This is a genomic window from uncultured Rossellomorea sp. (genome assembly GCF_947488365.1).
GTDB lineage: Bacteria > Bacillota > Bacilli > Bacillales > Bacillaceae_B > Rossellomorea.
The window spans coordinates 98,614-125,090 of the sequence record NZ_CANKZT010000005.1 but is presented as its reverse complement, the minus strand read 5'-3'; the positions used below and the strand labels follow the sequence as shown (position 1 = coordinate 125,090).

Here is a 26,477-nt window from a genome sequence, read left to right as displayed (position 1 = left end):
ATTCCCTTATTTAGATAGTGTTTCGTTCCATTTCATTTCGGCTTGTTCCAATGCTTCATCCACTGTCATATCCCCAAGCATCGCAGCATGAAGGGCTTCGTTCATGGCTGTGCGCAGCTCTTCGAAATTACTCATCGGCGGGATCAGCACTTCACTGTCCTTCAATTGACCGGCTGACACGATACGCGCCTTATCAATCGGAGTCGCATCTGCAGGCTCTTCACTGAAGTATGGATCGTCTAACGCTGTTTCGATGGATGGAAGGATTGCCGTCTGTTTATCAAATTCCACCTGGTTTTCAGCATTTGTCAGGAAGATCGAGAAGTCCACTGCTGCTTGCTGATGCTCGGATTGCTTCGGTACAACGACGTTCATCGCCGCTACGTTCTTCTTATTTGTTTCACCCGTGATGATCGGAGCCGTTTTCGTTGCTTTTAAAATATCAGGAGCATTTTCTTCTACAATCGTCAGGAATTGTGGACCTGATGCCAAAATCGCAATTTCACCCGCTTGATATAAATCAACCGCTTTTGAATGGCCTTCCGTCAACACTTCACGAGGGATCAGATCATTCTTGTAAAGGTCCACGAAGAAGTTGAACGCTTCTTTCCCTTCAGCCGTGTTAAACGTCGCTTTCGTCATATCTTCATTGGTTAAGTCCACGCCCATCATCACCATTGTCTCTAGAAGGTGACTTCCATCAAGGGCCGGGAAGAATGCGTATTTACCCGTTTTATCTTTGATCGTTTTAGACACTTCTTTTAGCTCATCGAACGTTGCCGGCGCTTTCTCAGGATCCAATCCTGCTTCCTTGAAGATCTCTGAGTTGTACATCGTCACTTGAGAAGAAAGATACCAAGGAATACCGAACGTCTTCCCATCAAACGTGTTGGAAGTCCAGATGTTCTCGAAGTATTCACTCTTTACATCTTCCGGTACCATTTCATCCATATTCACCAGTGCATCAAGTTCTGCTAATTTAGCCGCGAATTGAGGATTCAAGTTCGCTACATCAGGAGCCGTCTTTGAAGCGACCGCTGAAAGAATCTTCGTTTCCATATCGCCCCAAGGAATGTCGACCCATTTCACTTTCACATTCGGGTTTTCCTTTTCAAAATCGGCGATGACACCGTTTAAATAATCATCGAATGTCGGAGATAACTGCATGGTCCAGAATTCGATTTCCACCGGATCATCTTTCGATCCCTCTTTTTGTCCTTCAGAAGAGCTTGAACTGCTGCTGTTGCAGGCAGCTGTAAATAGCATAGCAAACATCAACATGAGCGTTAATAGAAACTTTCCATTTTTAAACATATTGTTCATCCCTTTCCCCTTTTAGTTGCTGTTGTTACCCCTTTGTTAAAAATGAGTGCAGTGCCCTTGGAAGATCCCTTCTCCAGAAATCCCATAAATGGTCTTCATCTTCTTCGACATATGTATGGTTTTCTGTGATGAGTTGAAGCCTTTCATGAAGAGCGCGATTGGCCGAGAGGATGGAGAAGGCTTCGCCTGTGATCGGATAGATGACGGATATTTCCTGGATTCCGACGGTCTGATACACATGCCAAGGTACTTTTGTTTCAATATTCCGAATTTTACAAGCGTGAAAATCTGTGTACGCTCCGGATTGAAGGAGCAAATGGGTCCATTTCTGTGGTTGATCACATGCGATCGTGAGACAGATCGCAGCCCCGAGGGAATCTCCCAGCAGTCCTGTCTTCCGGCTTTCTTTTCCTGTAGATTCAACCCGTTTTTCAATGTGCGGCACAAGCTCTTGGTTGAAGAATTGAATATACTGATCATGGTGTTTGCCTGATGGATGATAATAATGATAGCGTTCTTCTGAGGTGGATGGTGGAACGAGTACGAGAAGGAGATGAAGACCCCTGCCGGTTTCCCCCTGTAAGACTTGATGCAGGGCCTGATGAAGGTGACCCAGTTCGATGTAATCCCTACCATCCTGGACAAACAAGATATCCACCGCATCACTGTGTCCCTGCTTAACTTCCAGGGTATAGTAGAGTAGTTTTTTGCCTAAGGTATGACTCATCATCTGGTGTTCTCTTAAACTTGAAATCAACGAAACCATTTTCCCCCTTCCATGGTTGAGATTTCCTAGCTTGTTTCTATCCTAGCATATGAAAGCGCTTTTGTGAATATGTTCTCCATTTTTTATTTTTTTGGTGGAATAATGCTCCACAAAAATCCATAGTGGTGCCTCGAACACTCATAAATGAGGGCCCTGTTCACTTTTTATACGTGGGATACAATGATCTCCATGTCGCCTTCAAGCTCAAAATGATCCATTCCAGAAGGTAAAATAAAATGATCGCCTTTGTTCAACGAGAGCTTTTCTCCACTTACATGGAGCATTCCCCCGCCTTCTATCACACTGGCAAGCTGAAAAGGTTGATCCTGTTGAAAAGAGGCCCGGCCATTGATGCGCCATTTATAAACGGTAAAATAATCGGCTTCTACATAGGTCGTCACCTCTACCCCATCACGCTTTTCTACCCTGTGCGTCACTTCAGGCGTCTGATGAGGAATCCTGGTGACATCAATGGATTGACGAATATGCAGCTCACGGGTCTTCCCGTCTTGATCCCGCCGGTCATAATCATAGACGCGATACGTCGTATCCGAGTTCTGCTGGGTCTCAAGAACCAACGTACCTTTACAGAGGGCATGGATGGTTCCACTCGGGACATAGAAGAAATCCCCTGGCTTGATCGGTACCCTCCGTAGAAGATCGTCCCACTTTCCGTCTTCGATCATCCTCACAAACTCTTCCTTCGTCCTTGCCTTATGCCCGAAGATCAGCTCCGCCCCTTCATCGCAATCGATGATATACCAGCACTCCGTCTTCCCGAGCTCTCCCTCTTCATACTCTCTGGCATACTCGTCATCCGGATGAACTTGAACAGAAAGATCGTCATTGGCATCCAGGATCTTGGTGAGTAACGGAAAGACCGGCGAAGGATGATCACCGAACCATTCCCTCTTCTCCTCCCAAAGCTCCCCGACCGTCTTTCCCGCATGCGTACCATTTTTCACGGTACTCTGGCCGTTCGGATGTCCCGATATCGCCCAGCACTCTCCCGTCAGCTCCGAGGAAATTTCATAATCGAACTTCGACTTCAATGACGTTCCGCCCCATATCCTCTCGTGAAATACAGGTTTAAGAAATAATGGTTGTTTCATAGCAGCCTCCTCATGATAGATTCGCCCCTCCATTCCAGGTGAAAAGAAGGGACACTTTGGTTACTATGATTCATGTTCCCGATGTATGAATGAAAACCCTTTAATTATTTTTATTTTTTTGGGGGACCGGGTTGTGGCCCTTTGTCCCAGGGTGGTGGGACGGGGGGGACAGGTCCCTTGTCCCAGAACCTTAATAAAGACGAGGGAATCCCCTCGTCTCTTTCATTTTTGGGACAGGGTGCCTGTCCCCATGTCCCTTTTAGCCAACAACAGCGAGCCGATCACTCCCTGATTGTCATTCAATTGGGGAGGCACAATATACTGTTCGAAGTCGTCTATTTGGACATAGTGGTTAAGAAGTTTTGCTGCTTTTTCTCGAATGAGTGTGTAAAGGATGGTTTGCTTCATGACCCCCCCGCCCAATATGATTTTTTCTGGGGCGAGGATCAAGCTGTAGTTTACGATGGCTTGGGCCAGGTAGTAGGCCTCAAGCTCCCAAACTGCCTTCACCTCTTCCAACTCGTATCCTTTCTTTCCATATCGGGTAAGGATAGCCGAACCAGAAGCCATGCCTTCTAAGCAATTTCCATGATCCTGACAACCGCCTTCAAAAGGATCTTCCGGATGCACAGGTACATAAATATGGCCCATTTCGGTATTGAAGAGTCCCTTAGACACTTTTCCATTTTGGACAAATCCCGCTCCGATACCCGTTCCGACGGTTATATATAAACAACTGTCAGAATCCTGTGCAGCTCCTGTATGAAATTCTCCCAATGCAGCTGCATTCACATCTGTATCCACAAAGACAGGGACAGAAAAGTGACAGGAGAGGGCTTGATAGATATTGAAATTCTTCCACAAAAGTTTAGGAGTATTTAAAATTCGCCCAAAATTTTCCTTGTTTTTATTTAATTCGATTGGACCAAAGCAGCCTACTCCAATCGAAGTTAACGTGTAGTCTGAAAAATATGAGTAGACGTTCCCTAATGTTGTTTCAGGATCTTGAGTCGGAAAGACCGTCCTGCTGATGATTTCCCCCTTCTCATTCCCGACGGCACAAACGAATTTCGTTCCACCGGCTTCTATTGCACCATATAACATGGTTCTCCCTCCAATTGAAAGAAGGGTTCCCATTGTCTGAACCCTTCATTTCACATTATTTTCGTTGTAGCGAATCACGAAACGACATGCTCCATGAAGAAAGGAGCTCTATACTTTCCCGCTTCTACTGTTCCTTCTTCCACTCATCATATTGCTTTTGAATTTCATCCAATACTTTTTGCATTCCGGCTTCATCCAGCTTTTTATTGAAAGCCGGTAAGTATTCTTCCGGATCTACAGCCCCTTTCAACAAGGCAGGAGAGAATTCACTAGTCACATTCGAGATCGCTGCAATTTCCGTTCGAACAGGATTGGAGTCAAAGTAGAAACCAAGTGCCGGAGACGCTTTTGCGCTTTCATTGAATTCTTCAAATGCGTCCCATTTGTCTGCCGGATCATCTTCGTAAAGCTTCAGGATCAGCTGATTCCCGATGGCAAAGCTCGGCATGTTATAGTTTTCAACTCGAGCAGGCAAGTCTTTAATCGTTCCATCTTCGTTCTCTTCGTAGTGAACCCCTTCGATCCCTTTATCAAGCAAGTTCCTTAAATATTCGTCGGAGTTTAATAGATTCAAGAACATCATGGCTCTTTCCGGGTGTTTAGAAGTGGCTGAAATGGCTTGCATGGAACCCGTGACCGAATTATTGAAGATATACGGTTCATGAAGTTCTCTCGTCACGATTTCATATCCTGCTGATCTGGACCAGATGGCCTCTGCGTATGGCTGATAAATTTCTTTACGGACGAACCAGTTAGCCGTTTCCAGTGGCCATGAGTCTGTACTTGTTGCTGCATCTTTTTGGATATAGCCCTTTTTATAATATTCATGCATCGTTTTTAACGTTTCCATCGTAATATCTTCTTCGTATTTGTTCACAACCTCATCCGTGTTCCCGTCTAAACGGAAGGCAAATGGTAACTCCTCTTGAAGGATGGAGTCGAAAGGAAGATACGCATCAAATGTGGCAATAGGTGTGACATTCTTTTCTTTTTCTTTAATAACAGCGAGCAGCGGCTCCAGATCTTCAATGGAGTTCACGTTTGAAATATCCAGTCCATGTTTTTTCACCAGTTCATTATTAAAGGAAAGGACGGCTTGCTGACCTACTTCTTTATTCGTCGGTACTGCATAAAGTTCCCCGTCGATCTTCGCTCCCTCAAGGAATGCCGGATCAATTAGTTTCTTCATGTCTTTCCCGTATTCATCCATTAACTCATTCAATCCAACAAAGGCTCCCCTTCTTGCATTCAACGCGTAATTGTTGGCCCATGAGCTTGTGAAGGCAATATCATACTCTTCTCCAGAAGTTGTGATCACCTGCATCCGGTCATTATACTCTCCCCAATCCAGGAGTTTCAGGTCGATCGACGTGTTGATCTTTTCCTTTGTGTACTTGTTCACTTCTTTCATGACATCGTCAACATCTTTTTGAGGAGTTCCGATTAAATACCAGGTCAGAGTAACATGATCCTCGGTGGAGTCACCTGATGTCTCCCCGGTTGAACTTTTTCCGCTACACGCTGCCAGCATCCCCATAAGCAGCACCAATACAAGTGAAAGTACCCCTACTTTTTTCATTTCCATCCCCCAGTTCGTTTAATATAGTTGCTCTATCAAAAAAGGAATTGTTCTCCTTCTATGAATACGATCAATCTTTTACTCCTCCAATAGTCAGTCCTTTTATAAAGTACTTCTGAAAGAACGGATACGATAAAGCAATCGGAAGAGTGGCAATCACCACCATGGCCATCCTGGCTGAATCTTGTGGAATTGATTCCAGGATTGAGCTGTTTTGGTTTGAAAGCATGGCATTCTGTTTAATAAAGTCCATATTGTTCTCAATCCGCATTAGAAGAGATTGCAATGGTATCAAGTTCGGATCGTCAATGAAAAGGAGAGCGTTGAACCAATCGTTCCAATACGCTAGGGTATTGAATAGTGCAATGGTTGCGATCCCTGGAACAGATAACGGCAGCACAATGGTTAAGAAAATTCTCCACTCTCCTGCTCCGTCGATGCGGGCCGATTCAAGAATGGCTTCCGGTACGGATCTTAGGAAGAACGTTCTCATGATAATGATGTAGAAAGCATTGACCGCCATTGGGAGAATCAAGGCCCACATCGAATTCTTCAGATCAAGGAATTGGGTCATCACGATGTAGAATGGAACCATTCCTCCGCTGAATAGCATCGTAAAAAAGGCGATAAACGTAAATTGCTTTCTGAATACAAACTGTTTTCTTGATATCGCATAGGCGTATAACGCAATGACCGTCACGCTGATGAACGTACCTAATACCGTAACTAAGATCGTTACACCATAAGCTCTTATAACCTGGGCCTTCATTTCCCATAAATATTTATAGGCCTCTAAACTCCACTGTTCCGGAATAAGCTGATAACCATTTTCCGCTAACGATTGTTCATTACTAAGGGAAATGATGATCACGTATAAAAACGGAAAGATACATAGAAAGGCGAAGGTACCAAGCAATAGATGCATGAAGATGCTCGTCTTACCTGAAAATCCATAAGGGTTATACGTTTTTTTCTTCGTTTTTTTCTTATCTGTTTCCTTCTGGTAACTCGTCGTGACATTAGTAGATGTCTCCATCTAGTACTCTCCTTTCTCTCTAAGATATTTTCTTAGAACAAGGCGTTATCTTCATCAATCTTTCTCACAATATAGTTCGTTAGTAGAATCAAGATAAATCCAACGGTTGCTTGGTATAAACCAGCCGCTGTACTCATTCCAATATCACCCATTGTCATCAATCCCCGGTAAACATATGTATCGATCACGTTGGTTACAGAGTAAAGCGGGCCTGAATCACGTGGAATTTGATAGAACAACCCGAAATCGGCACTGAAGATGCTGCCAATATTCAGTATCGTCAATATGACAATGAGCGGCATGATCATCGGGATGGTGACGTGACGAATCTGCTGCCACTTATTGGCACCGTCGATCATCGCAGCTTCATAATGCGTACGATCGATACCGACAATAGCGGCAAGATACACAATACTGCTGAATCCTACGCCTTTCCACTGGCTGATGACGGTGATGAAATAAGGCCAATATTTTGGTTCGTTATACCACGAAACGGGCTCAATATGAAAGAAAGCCAAAACACTATTAAATAATCCTTTGTCTACACTTAGAAAGGCAAATACAAAGTAACTCACTACCACCCACGATAAGAAATGAGGAAATAACATTCCAGTCTGATAGATTTTGGCTAATTTCTGCTTCGTGATTTCACTTAATATGATGGCTACGGCTACAGATAAGATCAGTCCGACTACGATAAAGAGGATGTTATAGAGTAAGGTATTTCTCGTTATGACAAATGCATCATTTGTACTGAACAAGAATTGAAAATTTTCGAATCCCACCCATTCACTGTGAAATACGCTGGCAAAGAAGCCATCCGGGTGAAACCGAAAGTTCTTAAATGCAATGATCTGCCCAAACATGGGAATATATTTCATGACAATGAGCCATATGAACCCTGGTAAAATCATGAATAGCCATATGCGGTTATCGTACACATTTTTAACAAATCGATTGACTCTGCTCATGTTTTTCCTCCTTTCTTAACTCTATACGTCAATTATATGAAAACCCTTACATGATAAAAAGTTGAGATATCTTAGATTTACTGGTCAAAATAAATACAATCCTGAAAATAAACTATATTTTCAGGAAACTATGAAAAAAAGCCTCTTAAAAAGAGACTTTTTCTCATGCCTGTGAATGTTGTTTCCTCCACTCGGAAGGGGTTGCACGTTCGTATTTTTTAAACTGTTTATAGAAATAAGTAGCATCTGTATAACCTACTTTTTTACCGATATGACCCGCTTTTTCATGTGAAGTCATCAAGAGTTTCTTGGCCCTGTCAATTCTCAGATGGTTCAGATATTTGGTGAACGAATCTTTGACTTCCTTCTGAAATAATTGTCCTAAATAGATAGGGTTGATGTGAAAACGATGACCGAGTGTTTTCAAGGACATGTCTTCAGAGTAGTTCTGATGGATATACGTAAGAACCGTTTGAATAATTGGACTTTTCCTCTCTTCTCCACTATCCTCCTGTTCAATGTACCTGATGCACTGATCCATGATGGCAAGGGCGTCTTCCTTGCCATGAAGGTAAAGGATCTGATGGATTAATTGAACGTATTGAGTATACTCCAAGGAAATCAGAAACTTGTTTTTCATCTGAAAGAAATATTCCAGCATCATGCTTTTAATAATGAATACCTCTTTATCCTGTTCAAGCTGAGTGAAGGTCCCACTTAAATATTTCCGAACAGCATCATATTCCTGATTCGCTAAGTGCTCCAGAATATCCGGTTTCAAATAGTTGATCGTCTGCTTGTCCGATGTTGACGTTTTCAGGTGCATTTCCTCTGCTATACGATGATCTTGATCCGGCAGCAGCATCTTCAATTCACACGCCATTTCTAACTCCCTGAACACCTTCTGGGCATCATCGATGACATCTACTCTTCTACTCATGACAACAACGTGTTCTTTCCCGTTACACTCATGTTCAACAATCAAGGAGACCTCCGCTTTCTCTGCTTCAAAAGACTCTTCAGACCATATAAGCAGAATATCCCCTGAAGGTGTCGTGACCGCCAATGTACTCGTTTCTTCCTCGATCGTTTTCTGGAGGTGTATCGCTTCTTCCAATTCAGTTTTTACCAAACCCAGACGAAGAGGTGTTTGAATATTGACCCTTGGGTAGAACGAGATTCTTTCTTTAAAATCATTGTCCGTCATTTTTCCCATCAGCCACCTCCAAATGGAGTGATCCCTGAGGATAAGGATAGACTCTTCTTCTAGCGATATCCGGTCTATTTTTTCTTTCAAATGAAGGATGGTAGACAAGAGCTCCTCTTCATTAATGGGCTTTAACAGGTAATTCTCAATACCAAGTTCCAGGCCTTTTTTCACTAAGTCGAACTCTTGAAAGCCTGAAAGAATAATGGACTTAATCGATTCTTTTCCCTTGTTTATCTTCTCGATCAACTCCAGGCCGGTTAGTTCGGGCATTTTGATATCAGTGATTAATACATCAAATTCCACTTCCCTGGATAGCTTGAGCGCTTCCAGGCCATCCTTTGCTGTCGCTACAATGGTAAATCCGAGGTCTTCCCAATCGAGTATATACTTCAATCCTTCAAGAATAAGCGGTTCATCGTCAACCAGCATAACTCTAATCACTTTCTACACCTCACTTATTAGCGGTAATTTAACCGTGACGGAAGTTTTGACATGAGGCAGACTACGGATTTCCACCCCATAACCGGAACCATACTTTAATTGAATGCGCCTGTGAACATTTCCCAATCCGATGGAATCGGAGTTTCCTTCTTCCTGCTTCAGCCTTGCTTTGATATCCTCCAACTTTTTCTGCTCAATGCCACTTCCATTGTCTTCTATGTTTATGAAAAGGGTACCTCTCTCCGCATAAATGGAGACCGTTAGTTGGTTGGTTTCAATATCCCTCCTGAATCCATGCAATAAGTAATTTTCAATCAAGGGCTGTAAGACAAATGGAGGCATATAATAATCCTTCACTTTATCTTCTACGTGGAAATCGTTGATGAGCTGATTCTGAAATCGTATTTTAAATAATTCAATATATTGGTGTGCATGGTTGATTTCGTTCTCAACCTTGACAAGGTCTTCTGTTTTCAATGAATAGCGAAATAACTGAGCCAGTTGGACAATCATTTTGGCCGATGTCCGCCCACCCTCGGCCAATGATTTCATCCGTATGGCTTCCAGTGTGTTGTATAAGAAGTGGGGATTAATCTGCGCCTGAAGGTTGGCCAATTCCGCTTCTCTTTGTTTCAACTTGGATAAGTAGACTCGATCAATGTAGTCATTTAGATCATCCAATGTTTCGTTAATGGTGTGAGATATATCTGTTAGGTCATCATCTACATTCGCGGTGATAATTCTTGCCGATAAATTCCCTTCTTGTACTTCCTTCATCTTACTAAGAATCTCATCCACTCGTTTAGAGTAGCCACGCAATGCGATGTAAGGAAGGGAAATAGACAAAACGGTCAACAAAACCATAATAGAAAGAATGGTTGATTTATAGGTAAGGAGCTGGGCCATTTCCTTTTCTGAAATGACAGCGGTGATCATGAGCTGACTCGTCGGCTCGATGGAGGATTGAATATAGTAACGCTCATCCAAGTCTATTTTCTTTTGAACCGCACGATAGGATAAATCCTTTAGAAGCTTTTCAGGAGCATTTCCATAAGAATAATAGAGTTCTTTTTTCATATTTGTAATAAAGAAAGATCCTTTGGAAGGGGTCTCTTTCAGTGATAATAACCGATCTATATTCTCATAACTGAAAAAGACCCGTACTTTTCCCAACCGGTCCATGGAAACGGGATCGTTTATTTGTTCTTCCACAACATACATATCTTTGGGCACGACATACGTTTCCTTGGAAAGGGGTTGGTTTTCTACCATCACGCCCGTGTCTTCTTGAGGTTGATTATGTTGATTCCACCTACTATGATCAAACAGGTACATATATTCTGTTCCTAAATTTTCATTTCGAACTTGCAAGGCGACGGACTCTGGATCTCTGGAAAAATAGTTCTTCACATAAATATCGAAATTATAAGGAACAAAGGAATCACTGCTTGAGAATTTATCTAAACGATAGCCGATGTATTCTTGGTAGTCATGCTGTAACGCGAAAGCCAAATCTTCAATCAACCGTTCTTCTTGATAAAGCTGACGGATACCCTGACTGACGAATTGATGCTTGGCATGTATGTCCGATTTGATCTCATCGATCACCGCTTCTTGTCTATCAATTTCCCGCTGAACGATAAAGTCAGAGTAGTATTCTGATAGAAAGACAAACAAGGTAGACATGGTAAGGAAAATGATGAGGGAATAGGTTAAAAACACCCGATAGAACATTCTCTTGCTTATTCGTTTGAAAAATAGGAACGCTTTCATTTATGTAACCCCTAACATAAGGCAAAAGGGGAACAGCAGCCTGAAAGCGCCTGTTCCCTGTTCTTTACCTGCGATTTGATCAAATGGGCAAATCCGGTGGTCCTGTCCGGATGATGGTGACTTCCCTGATGGGTGCCGGAACAACGATCTGCTTATAACCGTGGTTCACTCCAATTGGGACGCCCAGAGTTCTGCCCCTTTATCGCGATTTCAATCGTCTTGACTTCATAAGGACTGAACGTCAAACATAATGGGATTTCATTGAAATCCGAGATGCTTTCATCTTCCATAAGATTGATTTCCCGCCATGCACTTAACGGCAATGAGCTGGTGACGGTGACGGACGAGCGTGCACCCTCCATTTCATGAAGACGGACAATCAGGGATTCACGATCTTCCGCTTTTTTCACCGTGTCGATGATGACGCCATGGCCGGAAATTGACAGAAAGGGTTCCTGAAACCCTGATCGGACTTCTCCCTGGACGATCCGAAACGGTGTGTTCAGGTAAGTGGATTCCCGCTCTATATCATGCTTGGACGTTTGTCCAGCGAAAGGATACAGTGAATAGGTGAAATGGTGATGCCCTATATCCGCCTTGGGGTCTGGATATACAGGACCTTTTAGTAAAGAAAGGCCAAGGACATTATCTTTAATCGAGTAGCCATACTTACTATCGTTCATTAAACAGATCCCATAATAAGGTTCGCTGAGTGCCGCCCATTTATGACCAACCGACTCGAATCTCGCCATATCCCAAGAAGTGTTCCAATGGGCTGGGCGTTTGACGTTTCCGAACTGGATATCGTAAATCGCTTCGGTGGACCGGATGCTAACTGGAAACTCCACTTTGAGAAGCTGCTGTCTGGCCGTCCAATCGATATCTGTCTCGAAGTCGATGCGTTTTGTATGAGTATAACAGTGGATTTTCTGGAAAATCTCCATCTGCGGAGTTTTCCATGTGAATGCCACAGTTGTTTTTAATGGTCCATTTTCAAGTATAGTACACTCCTTTAGGAAATCAATAGGTGTCGATTTCTCCACATAGTACAGGTCGATGTCCCAGGCATCGTGGGCGAGCGGCTTGTCTTCGTAGAGTTTCAGCACATTGCCCGCTGCTCCCTCCTGAATCATCTCCCTCCCCTCTTCTTTATCGAAGAGACTTGTAATGTGACCATTTGAATTCCAGCGGATGTGATAAAACGGTGTTTCCCATCTTCTTTCATTCAAGTCAATGTTACTTAACATCCCCTTTTCCTTCTCCCCCTTCCCTGCCAAACTGAGTGTATGATAGGAGAAAGGCTTCGTTTCAGGTACCAGGACGAGGGTATCACCATTAGACAGAGTCTGGGTCTCGACCTTTTTCCCATCCAGCACATAAACACCATTGGATTCAGGCACGGTGACGAGGACCGATGATGTATATTGATGTGGATGGAGGAATGACCAATGTTTATCCCCATCGAAGATCTGGTTCTCTTGAGAGACCATAATCGTATCTTTGATGGCAGAAGCTTTTTCATAATCTTGATGGGCATCCTCATATACTTCCGTAATCGAAGAACCCGGGATGATGTCGTGAAATTGATTGAGCAGAATCATCTTCCATCCTTTTTCAAGGAGCGCCTGTGGATAGTGATCCCATCCATTCACAGCACTGTTCCAGGAAGAGAGAAGTTCCGCTTCACGGTACCCGTATTCCAGCTTGCGATTCATTTCTTTCATCTTCGCATGACTGGTATACGTACCCCGGTGATACTCCAAATATAATTCCCCATCCCACGTATGAGTGTACTGATCGGATTTCCCGACTGTATCATGAAGTTTCTCGAAATAGTCATGGGCATTGACAGACTTTACGGACGGCATGCTTGGAACGGTATCGAGGTGGCGTTTCATTTCAATCATCTCACGGTTGACGCCGCCGCCTCCATCTCCGTATCCATATGCCAGGAGCAGTTCTTTATTCAAGTCTTTATCACGGTACTTTTCCCAAATGCCCTTTACGGTTTCAGCCGTAATCAGCCCGTTATACGTATAGAACCATGAGTCCGCGGGTCTTCCCGGTTCAGGCGTCGTAATGAAATGGGTCAGGATTTCCGATCCGTCGATCCCTCTCCACTGGAAGGTATCGTGGGGCATCCGGTTGTATTGGTTCCAACTGATTTTCGTCGTCATGAACGTATCAATGCCGGATTTTCTTAATAGTTGCGGCAGGGACCAGCTGTAGCCGAATACATCAGGAAGCCATAATGTCCGCGTCTTCTTATTGAACTCTTTCTCAAAAAACCTCTTCCCATATAAAAGCTGCCGGACGAAGGATTCACCGGACGGAATGTTACAGTCGGCTTCCACCCACATGGAGCCCTCCACCTCCCACTGACCGTCGGCGACCTTCTCTTTGATCGCTTCGAACAATTCCGGGTCTTCCTCCTTGACCCATTCGTAAAGCTGAGGTTGACTTTGCAGGAAAGTGTAGTCAGGATAAAGTTCCATCAACCTTAGGACTGTGTAGAATGTCCTCCTTGCCTTTTCCTTCGTGTGCTTTGTACGCCACAGCCAGGCAAGGTCGATATGGGAGTGGCCGATGGCATGAATGGATACATCCGAATGCTTGGGAAGGTTATCCACTTCCTGTAACAGGACAGAACGGGCAGCATAAAGGGTTTGATAAAAGGCCTCACTATCCCTGTCCGACCAGTCGATCTCACGGAATGCCCGGTTAAGGATGGCCAAAAGGTTGGAACGAGCAGGGTCGTTCTCATCTTGCTGCTTAATAGAATCCAGTATCGCCTTGGACTTGAAATAGAGGTCATCCACTTGCTCATCAAGGTATCCCCACCAGGCTTCCTTTAACCGGTAATACTGGTCAGCAGGCTGACCGCCACCTTCCAGTCCTGACCAAAGCTGTATGGAGATATCGAGGGAGTCATATGCAGGCAGGATGACTTCTTTATGGTTGGAATCGACCCCTTGGAACGGCTTCCCGTTCACATAGAGGAGGGACTCGAATCCTGAGTTGTTCCCTCCCCCTGTCCTTCCCAGATCAAGGAAGAGGACAGCCTTGTTTCCTTCCCATTCTTCCGGGATAGACAGGGACGTATTCAGCCACAGATATTTGTCCCTTCCTGACCAGGTATCGTTTACGGTCATCGTTTGATCTGAATAGCCTTCAGGGAAAATGTTCTCTTTTCCTTTTGGGGGCTCATGAAGACGGAAAGAGTCGATGCCCCTTATACCCCGGTATCGCAGGCGATCCAACTCGTTCAATCTGTTTTCTAGCTTTTGGATAGGATAAAACATATGGAACCTCCATTCAAGAATTTTTACTTTTACGGATACGTGCCAATGGACTTTCCGGTACGAAAATCCCGATTTCGCTTAGAATGAATTCACTAAACATGGAATTGGCCCATGCAAACCAAGAACGAGTGAACTCTTCCGGACGATCGGCATCGAAGCCCTCATGCATATAGAGGGTGGATGCGTGTGTATTCTTGAACATCTCGAGGATCCTTCCTTTTTCCTCTTTAGAAGTCGCCGTCATTCCCTGAATGGCCAGACTGATATGCCAGATATAATGATCAGGTGTGTGGGGGCTTCCGATTCCTTCCGCCTTCTTCCCTTCATAGAAGTATGGGTTCTGGCGACTTAGAATGAACTTACGGGTATTTCCATACGTTTCATCAGAAGCATCTGTATATCCAAGATACGGGATGGCCAACAGGCTTGGTACGTTGGCGTCATCCATCAAGTTGTATCGTCCGTCCCCATCGGTTTCGTACGCATAGATTTCCCCGAAGACTGGATGGTCCACTTTAGCGAATGTTTCGATACCGTTCTTGATTTCAACCGAAAGCTGCTCCATTTGACGAGCGAGCTGATCTTCTTTCATTTCCTCAAGCATTTCCTTCGCATATCCCAGTACAACCACAGCGAACATATTGGCAGGCACAAGATATCCATATAAACAAGCGTCATCACTAGGTCTGAATCCCGACCAAGTCATACCGGTCTTCACGGAGTACCCGCCTTTTCCCTCCCTCAGGAGAGTGTCCGATACGCGGCAGTTCTCCCGTTCAAAGAGATACGGAGATTCTGCCTCGTGACTCTGTTCCACTTTCCATACATCATGGATGACCGTCAGCACTTCCTTGAGCTGATCATTCAGCACGCTCCCGTCTCCTGTTGCCTTCCAGTAAAGGTACGTCAATTGAATGGGATAACAGAGGGAGTCCACTTCATATTTACGTTCCCAGATCCAAGGAGTCATCTCCGTACGGTCGGCCTGGTGACCTTGATTGTCTGCCGCCCGGTTGAAGGCATTCGCATAAGGGTCCAGAAGAATATACTTCCATTGGCGCTCGATGACCCCTTTCAGCATAGCGGCAATCTCCGCATCTTCTTTCGCAAGAACCAAATAGGGACGTACCTGGGCCGATGAATCCCGGAGCCACATGGCCGGGATGTCACCCGTTATCACAAAGGTTCCATCCTCATCCTTCTTCAATGTCGTTTGGTACGTATTCAGAAAGCAGTTTTCGAATAATTCATAGACTTCCGGATCATGGCTATAGGCCGACTTTACTTTATTCATAATTGTTTGAAAGGACGCTGGTATCACTTTTTCACTCATGTTCAATCACTCCTCGTCAGTTTGAATTAAAACAGTGATAATTTCTTTAGGGCGGATGATCTTCACTGCGTTTCCGAGTCCAAGAAGGTCTTTCTTCTCTTCCAGAATCGTAGAAAGATAGACTTCATCTCCCTCCACTCTCAGTTCCTGCGGTTCATCCGTCGGGTTGAACCACCTTGCAATGGTCCCCTTTCCTTCTTCTGCAGGCTTACATGCAGTCAAGGTTAAAGCATCACCTGACCATTTAAGTAGATTGCCAGTCTGTTCATTTCTCCCTCGGCTTTGCTCAACTTGAACAACAGTCGGAGTCAATGGATAGTGATAGGCATCCTTGAAAGCACGTGACTCTATAACATTTCCTCGATGGGGGATCACCATAAATTCCGCTTTATGAAGACCAAGGCACTGTGCTTCCGGTGTTTCAAACACCCCCCAGTCCCCGAGCTCCCCAACGGAACGGAGCAGTGTGACCGCAATGGATTTCCCGTCGACGATTTCATATTCATGAAGACCCTTCCCTGCAATCGTCAACCCCTTCTCGTGGTCATTCAAGCTGACAAACCTTTGCATATGGTGATCGAAAGCGGGATTGATCCACTGACTTTCCGGTCGATTTGGACGCTTTACCACTTCAAACACACTATCGGCAAAGTGATACTGATTCCCTGTTCCAACGGGAAACAGTGCACGCAAACGATGGTCTTTTGCTTGATTGTCGATGGTCACTTCGACCTTCAGCCCTTTAGAACCCTTTTCAAGAATGAGCAATGTTTTAAAGGTCAGGACCACTTCTTCCTCATGTCGTCCCGCTTGACGATCTGGGTGCCAGACCAGGTCCTGCCGCTCAATGTCTAATTGTTCATCGGCTTGCTTCGGGACAGATATCCTGGACTCGATCTCAACGGATGCACGATACGGGTTATTTTCTACAATGTTCAAGGTAGAGATTTGCTGTTTGGTCGTGAAGGCGATACCGTCACTGCTTGCTTTGAACATATACTCGTTCCCGATATCCCCCATGTCTTCATACATACCAAGGTTTTCATAATGGAAGCCCGTTTGTTTGTCCAAGAGTGAATAGGTTCCGTTCTCATGAACGGTCACGCACATATGCTCATTTTCAAGCTTATGTTCTGATGCATGCCACATAAGATTCTCCTCATGAGGCGCATCCTCAACAGGTACTAAATAACACGTTTCATACCCAATATGAATCGAGGTTTCTAATGCAAAGGTTATGTCTATTTCCTTCGCATAATAAGGTTTTCTGAATCCATCTCCAGGGAGGTCGTAACCGAATGAGATACCCTTTTCTTTCACATGGACAGGGATCGTTGAACCATCCCCTCTCTCCATGACAAACGAAGGGAGTGGAATGCTTTTCAACTTATTCGGGATCTGACGAAAATCCAGTTCATCGAAATAGATTTTCTGAACCATCACTTTTTCCCGAATGACCCGTGTAGAAGGTTTTCCATCCGTGAAAAACAGAATAAGGGGAATCGCGTCGGGGTGATGATGTGTTGTGTAGATACCCGATGCAATCTCACGCGCCTGCTCCGTTACATATCTCATAACCCCTTTCTCAACCTTCTCGAAACGGGTCTCCATTTCCCGATGGACGCTATCTACACTGCATCCGCAAATACTGTCATGAGGATGATTCTCCATCAGCATCTTCCAATAAAATTCCGCAAAATCACGGTGAAGTTTTTTGTCTTCTACCATGAGCCCCATCGGCTCCAATACTCGCTCCAATAGAGTCTGACAGCGGTCATTCGCCTGCTTTAAATAGATCCTCGCAGAGGCCGTGTTCACAAGGGTCGACCATCCATCCGTTTTTTGGTTCCTGAGTTCCCCGTGAATGGTTTGAAGCTCATCCGGCAGCTCCTTCTTCACCTCGTCTATATACTCCTTGAAACTTGAATGCTTGAATGTGACGCCCGTTATGAGCTCATTGGCCGTCGCAATGGCTTCCACAATATCCTTTTGCAGAGGTTGATGGTCACAGCCATTCATAAATAACAATTGGGAAGTCGAAGCAAATTTCTCCGCGTCTGAAAGCTTCTTTTTCCAAAATTCTTCAGCCTCCCCTTGATCGGCAGGTATTTCATTTCCATTGGAATACCAATTGGCAAATAAGATCCCCAATACATTCGAGCCATCGGGAGCCTGCCACTTCATTTCTGAATATGGGGAAGAGAATTCATCATTGTGATGAACCTGATTATTGAACCCTGTCGGTGTCACCCCTCTACCGAAAGCAGCCACATCAATGTTTGCCTGCTGTAATAATTGCGGGGCCTGACCGTAAATCCCAAAGGTATCAGGGAAATATCCCAGCGTCCCCTCTTGCCCGAATTTCTTCGTATCTTTCATTCCATAAAGCAAATTCCGTACATTCGCTTCAGAGCTCGTAAGAAATGCATCCTGCAAGATATACCAAGGACCGATGATCAAACGTCCTTCACGGATATATCGTTTGACTTCTTCTCCTTTATCAGGACGCACCTGCAGGTAGTCATCGACCATAATCGTTTGGCCATCCAGGTGAAAACTGTGGAAACCCGGATCTTGTGCCAATTGCTCTAATAGATCATCAAACAGCTTGACTAAGTAATAACGGTGTTCCTCGAGTGACATATACCATTCCCGGTCCCAATGGGAATGAGAAATAATATGAGCGGTTTTGTTCTTCATCATGACTCTCCTCCAATCATTTCGACGTGCAATTGTTTATAGCGGTTCATCGATACTTTCATCACCCAATAGGCAGGCATGACACCCAGGGCAAAAGGAATCAACCCGGGCATTTGATAAATCAGGTATCCTACCATCGTTAAGCCGATGGAGAGGATGAGGTTCTGCTTGAAGCTAATGATCGTCATAATGAACGGCTGGTACAGGTAATGCTTAAACGACTGATCAAAATGAACGTAATAGGGAAAGAAATACAGAAATGAGAATACATACAGGATACATATGAATAAAATGAGCACCGTGCTGAATAAAGCCATGATGCCTTTTAACTGAGTAACAAGATAGAGATCCACTGATAAGAACAGACCTACACTAAAATAGATCCAGCCCAGACTGTTAACCTTCCAGAAATTCCGTTTGTAATAATGATGGTATTCATTGAAGAAAGGTTCATCCCGTCCACCTTGCAACCACTTTCTCGTAATGGCAAATAACGAAACGGTGGCAGGAAAGATCCCCAATACCACACCACCCATTACTATGTGTAAGAACCAAGTAAGATTGAGTTGAATCGTCTTCCAAATCCACAGGCTCGCATCTGTAAACAAATCTCCCAGTCGACTAAACACGAAGATCATCCTTTCTGTATTCTTTCAGCCACCCATATGCAGCTCCAACTAATTGAGCTTCATCCAGATAGTGACACAAAGAGATGGAGGGCCGTACCTTGGCAATAGGCTTCGCTTCCAATAACCGGTCCATTCGCTGCTCCAGCTCTTCTAAAAAATCAGGCTGTCTCGTGATGCCTCCACCTACCAAAATCTTCTCGGGATCCACTATGTACTGGATGTTGAAAATCCCGATAGCGAGGGTAGAAAAAAAGGAATCCAATGATTTCCGAGCTTCTACATGGTGCTTGCCAGCTTGTTCAAATACCCGCGGTCCCGTCCACCCTTCGAAATAAGGGGGTTGATGCTTCAGCCTTCTTGAAAGGGCAGAGGATGAACCCATCTCACTCCATGTCTCATACACATTTTCATGAGTGTCACTTGCTAAAATCGAGTAGCCGAATTCGCCGCCATGAAGATTGGCTCCCTTGACGAGTTTCTTGTTCATAACAAGAGCCCCGCCAACTCCCGTGCCACATACGATACAGGCAAACGTTTCACATTCTCTTGCCGCCCCTTTCCAAAGCTCTGAAAGGGCGGCACAATTGGCGTCATTCTCCATGAAAACCGGCAACTCATACCTCTTACTGAGCAAATGTTTGACATTATGTTCATGTATAAATGGCACAGCACTGTAGCCTAAGACATGTCCAGTGTCCGTCACACTCCCAGGACTGCTAATGCTTAAGCCAATAAAAGAATACTTCTTCATGCGCTTATAATATTGGTCGATCACGTCACAAAACTCTTCGATTGATTGAGGGGTTGATACTTCTTCTTTCTCAACCGGCTGACCCGTAATGGAAATCAGCGCAAGTTTGATAAAGGTCCCCCCGATATCAATGGTTAATAGAAACTCCATTTCTTCACCTCATTCCGGAAGCTGATTTGATTCGGCCAGTACCTTGAACCAGTCTGCACTTTTTTTCTTTTTCCTTCTTCCGGTCTCCAAATCCAGTTCAACGAGGCCATACCTATTTTTGTACTCATTCAGCCATGACCAGTTATCAATGAAGGTCCATACATGATACCCATAACAATTTGAGCCTTCTTCTATTCCTTTGTGAAGCCACTTTAGATGATTGCACATGAATTCAATCCGGTAGGAATCCTGAATCATCCCTGAAGAATCTCTAAACCTTGCTTCACCTTCCACTCCCATCCCATTCTCTGCGATATACCAGGGGATGTTCCCATATTGGTCTCTTACTGTCAGGGCAATATCATACATGCCTTTTTCGTATATTTCCCATCCGCGATGTGGATTCATTTTCGCTCCGTCCCATTGATAAGGTTCGAAATAGTGATCAAGTGTGCCGGCCGAAGCAGGTGAGCCTGCCTTTACCCTCCTTGGCTGATAATAATTAACACCTAGAAAGTCCACGGTATACTCTTTCAATAGTTGGAGGTCTCCAGGAAAGGAACGAACGTGAATGTGTTCTTGTTCTATGAAGGACAACAACTCCTCCGGGAACTCTCCCTTCACTACCGGATCTAAAAAGCTCCGATTAAACAGTACATCTGCCCACATAGCCGCTTCCACATCTTTAGGGCTATCAGAACGGGGATAGCTTGGCGTTAAGTTCAAAATGATCCCTATTTTGCCCGAGTTGTTCCTCTCCTTAAATGCCCTCACTGCTTTCACATGGGCCATCAACGTATGAAAGCCTGCCTGAAAGGCTCGATTGAGATTGAATACTCCCGGCAGATGCTTATCATTTAAATAACCCATCTCTATAGGTACAATGGGCTCATTGAACGTGACCCACTCCTCTACAAGGTCCCCGAATCGTTCAAATGTCACCTTAGCGTAAAACTCAAATTCATCCACCACTTCCCGATTGTCCCAACCGCCTTTCTCGTACAACCGAAAGGGCATATCGAAATGAAACAAATTGACAATGGGCTTAATCCCACTTTCGTTCAGCCGCTTAAATACATCCCTGTAAAAGGCAACCGCCTCTTCGTTCACTTGAATGCCATCAGGCAATAACCGGGACCATGATATCGAGGTTCGAAAGGAATTAAAGCCTATTTGCTTCATCGTGACGATGTCTTCTTTATAGTGTGCATAAAAGCCTGAAGTGTCTTCCGGCCCCATCTGCTGAAAGAAACGTTCGGGCTCCTTCTGAAACCAGTAATCCCAAACATTCTGAGCCTTTCCTTCACTACTCCCCGCTCCCTCCATCTGTGGTCCCGAAGAAGCCGCCCCCCATAAAAAACCATCAGGAAATCCCATTTATACCACCCTCTCTAGAAATCGCTTACATTTACTCTTAAAGCCATCATATAAAGAATAAAAAGGAGTTGGAATATGTTCACTCCAACTCCTTTAATAAACGCATGAAAACTTTAATAATGACACCTTTGTGGATGGGTGGATGAGGGTCATGTTCTGGAACGGTGTCGTTCTCACGAAACAATCAACCTACCATTCTCTGTTCCCCTGAGGTATGCCAAAATATAAAAAACGCAAAGCCTATAAGCTCTGCGCCATTCTTACAACCTATCAAACATGAGATACAATCAACTCGACCCGTCCTTCGATCTCGCACGTCTCGACATCCGCGGGTAAAATGAAATGATCTCCTTTTGTCAGACAATATTCTTCTCCATGGACTTTCAGCATTCCGTTTCCGTTCAATACACTTGCCAGCTGAAATGGCTGGTCCTGCAGAAATGCGGCATGCCCGTCTACTTGCCATTTGTATACGGTAAAGTATTCCGTTTCCACAAACTTAGTGGACTCGACTCCTTCACGCGTTTCCACAACTGGCTTAACAGCTTCAAACCTGTGCGGGATCGTCGTCACTTCAATGGATTTATCGATATGCAGTTCCCGGTTGTTCCCTCCCCCATCCTTTCGGTCATAGTCATACACACGATAGGTCGTATCTGAGCTTTGCTGTGTTTCGAGGACCAACGTTCCTTTGCACAGGGCATGGATCGTGCCACTTGGAACATAGAAGAAGTCACCAGGCTTCACAGGAATGCGTCGGAGAAGTTCACTCCACTTACCGTTTTCAATCATGGAAACGAATTCTTCCTTCGTTTGAGCTGTATGCCCGAAGATCATTTCAGCACCCTCTTCACAATCAATGATATACCAACATTCGGTTTTACCCAGTTCACCGTTTTCGTGTTCATTCGCGTAAGCATCATTCGGGTGAACCTGCACAGAAAGATCCGCATTCGCGTCTAATATCTTCTTTAATAATGGAAATACGGGGGAAGGATGCTTGCCGAATAGCTCGCGATGTTCTTCCCAAAGCTCACCAATGGTCTTCCCTGCGAACTCTCCGTTGATTACGGTACTCTGCCCATTGGGATGGCCGGATATAGCCCAGCACTCTCCTGTTTCATCAGATGGAATATTGTAGTTAAATCGCTCTTTTAAAGCCGTACCTCCCCAAATTCTCTCTTGAAATACGGGTTGTAGAAATAGTGGCTGGTTCATGATATCCTCCTTATTCAATTGATCTTATTCACTTAATCCAGTTGAAGTTATATCTTGATGCCTAGCATATTCGTACTCGTTACACTCCATTCCGACTGATTGCCTTACGGAACATGTTCTACCCTCAAGTAGACTTTCTATCAGATTGACATTTGATCATCGGTAGCGGCGTATTCTGTATGACCGCTTCCCTTCCAGCTTCTTGTCACTCCTTATCTCTATCGCTTGACTATCCCAAACGAGGGTCGACACCTATAAAAAGGCCAAAATCGACAGGCGATTTTGGCAGCATTCCATTCTACATCCCTACTACACTACTAATATCCATAAACCTCCAGTTCATAAATACGTGCAGCTTGGTCTCCTGTTTGGGTAGGTTCGTTTATCGATAAACGAACAAAGCGAGCTTCCGTTACAGCTATCGTATGCTCGGTTACAGCGGCCTGATTATCCTCCACGCTTACGTTCTCTTTCCACGTTTCTCCATCCATGCTTGTCTCTATGACAAAGGATTTCGTGTTGAACGCCAGGGATTCTCCTCCTGCTTCAGCATGTTTCACGATGAATTTGGATAGATGATGTGTATCCCCCAAGTCAACGACCATCCACTGATCCGTACCAAGCGCACACCATTTACTGTTATTCTCCACTTCCCCATCAACAGCCTTGTCTGCCCCTTCACTTGGAGCACAGGCACCACTTGATTCAGTCGATTTATTCAAGGCGACATTTCTAGTCGCATCCGCGTCTTCAGAGACATAAATATAAGCTTGTTTCGTCATGACATCTTCGCCCGAAGTATTCCGAGCCGTCAGGGTTACGGAAAATAACCCCTCTTCGGGATAGTGAACGACAGGGTTCTCCTCTGAACTAACCTCCGGCTGACCACCCTCGAACTGCCATTCCCACTCTTCCGTTACTTCTGAAGCTTCGCTAAAGAACTGGACCTTATCCCCCGGTCGCACAACCGTTTGATCGACCCGAAAGTCTGCTTCCGGTTTCGGGTAGGCTGGCCAATCCATTGTGACCACACTGCTATCCCCTCTTACAAGCTCCTCACTGACTGGTACCAACTCATAAGATGTAGCTGTTTCTTTTCCATTCCTTTTCAAGTCATTCAAGGCAAGGACATGGTTTGGAGTTGCCCCTACCCACTCCTTGGAGCCATCAGTATGAATTCTGTACACCTCATACTGTTTCACTTCGTCCATCTTATTCCATGACAACCGGACATCCGCATATAACCCATCAATGAAATGGATGTGAGAGACCTCAAGCCCCGTTGGCTTTTTCGGCTTCTCTTTTTCATCTTTGTCATTGTAGATCTTGATTTCTCCAATATGGATTTCATAGTCCCCAGGTTCTTTCACTTTATCGAAGTGAAGGGAAACGGCGGAAAGATGATGTCCCTTGAATTTCGTCAGGTTAAACGTTTGGGTGACCCAACCTCCACGACTCTTCTTTTTCACTTCCATCAATGAAGTCTTATCATCATCAAAGTCCAGTTGCACGTCCATCTCCGGTTTCTTTTCATCCGTTTTGTACGTAATCGAAAATTTCGTATCTTTGGTAATCTCCACATCTGTTTCATAAAGGGACAGGGTGGTCTTACTGGTCTCATCACGGTTTCCATGAACTTTCAATGAGCTTCCACCATAGTAAGACGTACTCCAATCAAAGGCTGGATTCAATAATTCACCTTCTCCGTCCACTTTCCAACGCCAAGTCGGTAAAATGTCTTGGAGACTTCGGTTATTCCACTCCTGTTCGGATGACTTCTCCCCGTCAATGGCGAAGAATTCTCCACTTCCCGTATTGAAATTCGTCGTGAATGGAAGCGACTGGATCGTTGTCTTTTTAGTAAAATGACTTGCAATCCCTGGCCAGTTCACTTCAGGGTCCCCTGTCCAAAACGCTTCTTCTTTTTGATAAAACTCGTTCATAGCATTTGATGATTTAAATGCCCAATCTGGGCGATAAATACCAAGGGATGTCCAAAGAGAGCCGTCTTCTTTGACTAAATTGTCCCACTTTACAGAGGTCTTAGTCCCATTGGCTTCCACATCAATTCCCGCATACAAATCATAAGGAGATCGTCCGATTTCCAACGCCTTTTCGTACGAGCGTTCCTGACTTCCACCTCTCCACCAGAAATTCAGGAACATACTATCGGACACACGTCGGTCCTCATCTTGCAGGAAGTACGTATTCTCATCCGTCAAATAGTTCTGCCAATCGATATCGCCTGATTTCACCATGGAGTCATACCACATAATCTCAAAGTCCGTTGGCTTATTTTCCTGAAGATAGAGAAGGAACTCTTGCATCTTCTCCGCTTGTTCCCCGTCTCCACCCTCGGTCTCCTGGTTAATAAACCATCCGTCAAATCCATAATAATCCGCCACTTCAAGCAATTTGTCGGCAGCCGGGAACGAACCATCCTCCCGCTGTGTCAGCATTTGGTCGACCCACTCTTCTTTTCCGCCATACACTTTCGGCGGGAAGAAGACATTCCCTAAGATCGGTACACCGTTACGGTGAGAAGCATCAATCACATCAGCACTCGGGGGCACGATGATACCTTCCCCGGAAGAGCCTGCCCAGTACACCATTACGTCCACATATTGCCAAAAGGCAAATGTATTCGCATAAAACTCTTTACCTCCTTGAGAAGGTACACCGCTCGTATGAGGATTTAAAGCAGATAAAGCTACAACGCGTGGAGCATTATTCCTGTCACTTGACTCCACCCGTTTTGCAAGAGGAACCATGGACCTGTTGTAGGCTGCGTCCGGATCCTGCTCAGGAGACCACTCCAGAAGCTCTTCCGGATACCAATGAGAAGAAGTGGGACCTTCCGCCGATACTGCCAAGGGAAAAAGAAACAAGACAAAAAACATGAGACTTCCAATAATCCTTTTTTTACCGTTCTTCATTCCTTCACTCACCCTCCATTTATGATTGATTCACAGACTTACTGCCTCGTTCTAACCCACCCCCTCTTCCAATTCGAAACCACCAATCCCAAATTTGTTAACGCTTACAATAATTGAGAAAAGCAGACTGATTAGATTTAATTTAGTCGAGACGGATATAGGAATCAATCGCTCTGGAGGATGTTGTAAAGTATGAACAGCTAATCTTTAAATTTTACAGTGGGACAGGGGGACAGGTTCCTTGTCCCAGAATTCAAATAGGACAGGGGAACATGTTCCTTGTCCCCCTGTCCTTCTCTCTTCTTTGGGACAGGGTGCCTGTCCCCATGTCCCATCTCGCTAAAACCCCAAGTGAAACTCTTATTTTGATTCTATGGAAATGTACAACAGCCAAAACTGTAAGCACCAGAAGGCTTATGACATACTTTGTAGATATTAAGTCGGTAAAAAATACCCCAATTGTAATAGAATTCATGTGAGTATACAATTCAATCAATTATAGAAAATGATCTATAAAACTAGTACGTCCACCTCAGCGAGTCTCCCTGCTTACCTCAATACTTACTACAACCATTCATCCATACTTGTTTTCCAGCAAAATACTTGAAGGGTGGTGATGACATTTTTAATAGCACCAATACAGTTCAGTTGATACCTATTTCTGGACTACTAATCGTTTCCCTGCTTTGAAGAATTTTCATTGCTTCTTTAGATCGATCATCTTCCTAATAGAACCAAAGTAGCCGGAACATGAAGAAGACATGAT

At 44.5% G+C, this 26,477-nt stretch carries 17 protein-coding genes; all 17 read right to left on the bottom strand.

Annotation, left to right across the window (positions count from 1 at the left end; translation table 11 throughout):
• Positions 1 to 6 precede the first annotated feature (6 nt).
• A complete protein-coding gene (locus tag Q1B03_RS17495; RefSeq protein WP_299744362.1) occupies positions 7 to 1,323 on the bottom strand; it encodes a sugar ABC transporter substrate-binding protein in 1,317 nt (438 codons plus the stop codon).
• A gap of 25 nt (positions 1,324 to 1,348) precedes the next feature.
• The gene (locus tag Q1B03_RS17490) at positions 1,349 to 2,089 is read right to left on the bottom strand and encodes an esterase family protein (protein WP_299744360.1); all 741 of its coding nucleotides are present in this window, start codon (positions 2,087 to 2,089) and stop codon (positions 1,349 to 1,351) included.
• A gap of 164 nt (positions 2,090 to 2,253) precedes the next feature.
• Entirely contained in the window at positions 2,254 to 3,201 is a 948-nt protein-coding gene (gene manA, locus Q1B03_RS17485) for a mannose-6-phosphate isomerase, class I (protein ID WP_299744357.1), read from the bottom strand.
• A gap of 222 nt (positions 3,202 to 3,423) precedes the next feature.
• Positions 3,424 to 4,305: an ROK family protein gene (locus Q1B03_RS17480; protein ID WP_299744355.1), complete on the bottom strand. Its 882-nt coding sequence runs from the start codon at positions 4,303 to 4,305 to the stop codon at positions 3,424 to 3,426.
• A 124-nt stretch (positions 4,306 to 4,429) separates the two neighbouring features.
• Positions 4,430 to 5,890, bottom strand: a complete 1,461-nt coding sequence (locus Q1B03_RS17475; RefSeq protein WP_299744352.1) for an ABC transporter substrate-binding protein — start codon at positions 5,888 to 5,890, stop codon at positions 4,430 to 4,432.
• Positions 5,891 to 5,954: 64 nt separating this feature from the next.
• Positions 5,955 to 6,809, bottom strand: coding sequence for a carbohydrate ABC transporter permease (locus Q1B03_RS17470; protein ID WP_299744555.1), 855 nt, complete (start codon positions 6,807 to 6,809; stop codon positions 5,955 to 5,957).
• A gap of 143 nt (positions 6,810 to 6,952) precedes the next feature.
• The gene (locus Q1B03_RS17465) at positions 6,953 to 7,891 is read right to left on the bottom strand and encodes a sugar ABC transporter permease (protein ID WP_299744349.1); all 939 of its coding nucleotides are present in this window, start codon (positions 7,889 to 7,891) and stop codon (positions 6,953 to 6,955) included.
• A gap of 163 nt (positions 7,892 to 8,054) precedes the next feature.
• Positions 8,055 to 9,542: a response regulator transcription factor gene (locus tag Q1B03_RS17460; protein WP_299744346.1), complete on the bottom strand. Its 1,488-nt coding sequence runs from the start codon at positions 9,540 to 9,542 to the stop codon at positions 8,055 to 8,057.
• 3 nt (positions 9,543 to 9,545) lie between these two features.
• Positions 9,546 to 11,315: a sensor histidine kinase gene (locus Q1B03_RS17455; protein WP_299744343.1), complete on the bottom strand. Its 1,770-nt coding sequence runs from the start codon at positions 11,313 to 11,315 to the stop codon at positions 9,546 to 9,548.
• 152 nt (positions 11,316 to 11,467) lie between these two features.
• Positions 11,468 to 14,617: an alpha-mannosidase gene (locus tag Q1B03_RS17450; protein ID WP_299744340.1), complete on the bottom strand. Its 3,150-nt coding sequence runs from the start codon at positions 14,615 to 14,617 to the stop codon at positions 11,468 to 11,470.
• A gap of 13 nt (positions 14,618 to 14,630) precedes the next feature.
• The gene (locus Q1B03_RS17445; protein WP_299744338.1) at positions 14,631 to 15,950 is read right to left on the bottom strand and encodes a glycoside hydrolase family 125 protein; all 1,320 of its coding nucleotides are present in this window, start codon (positions 15,948 to 15,950) and stop codon (positions 14,631 to 14,633) included.
• 6 nt (positions 15,951 to 15,956) lie between these two features.
• Positions 15,957 to 18,653, bottom strand: a complete 2,697-nt coding sequence (locus Q1B03_RS17440; RefSeq protein WP_299744335.1) for an alpha-mannosidase — start codon at positions 18,651 to 18,653, stop codon at positions 15,957 to 15,959.
• The gene (locus Q1B03_RS17435) at positions 18,650 to 19,279 is read right to left on the bottom strand and encodes a YesL family protein (protein ID WP_299744332.1); all 630 of its coding nucleotides are present in this window, start codon (positions 19,277 to 19,279) and stop codon (positions 18,650 to 18,652) included. The genes Q1B03_RS17440 and Q1B03_RS17435 overlap by 4 nt, the downstream gene beginning before the upstream one ends.
• Positions 19,272 to 20,180 carry an ROK family protein gene (locus Q1B03_RS17430; RefSeq protein ID WP_299744329.1) on the bottom strand — a complete coding sequence of 303 codons (909 nt, stop codon included), beginning with the start codon at positions 20,178 to 20,180 and terminating at the stop codon, positions 19,272 to 19,274. The genes Q1B03_RS17435 and Q1B03_RS17430 overlap by 8 nt, the downstream gene beginning before the upstream one ends.
• Positions 20,181 to 20,189: 9 nt before the next feature.
• The gene (locus Q1B03_RS17425; RefSeq protein WP_299744326.1) at positions 20,190 to 21,557 is read right to left on the bottom strand and encodes a glycoside hydrolase family 1 protein; all 1,368 of its coding nucleotides are present in this window, start codon (positions 21,555 to 21,557) and stop codon (positions 20,190 to 20,192) included.
• 270 nt (positions 21,558 to 21,827) lie between these two features.
• Complete coding sequence (gene manA, locus Q1B03_RS17420) at positions 21,828 to 22,775, bottom strand: mannose-6-phosphate isomerase, class I (RefSeq protein ID WP_299744323.1); 948 nt, start codon at positions 22,773 to 22,775, stop codon at positions 21,828 to 21,830.
• 317 nt (positions 22,776 to 23,092) lie between these two features.
• Positions 23,093 to 25,711, bottom strand: coding sequence for an endo-beta-N-acetylglucosaminidase (locus tag Q1B03_RS17415; RefSeq protein WP_299744320.1), 2,619 nt, complete (start codon positions 25,709 to 25,711; stop codon positions 23,093 to 23,095).
• Between the last annotated feature and the right edge of the window lie 766 nt (positions 25,712 to 26,477).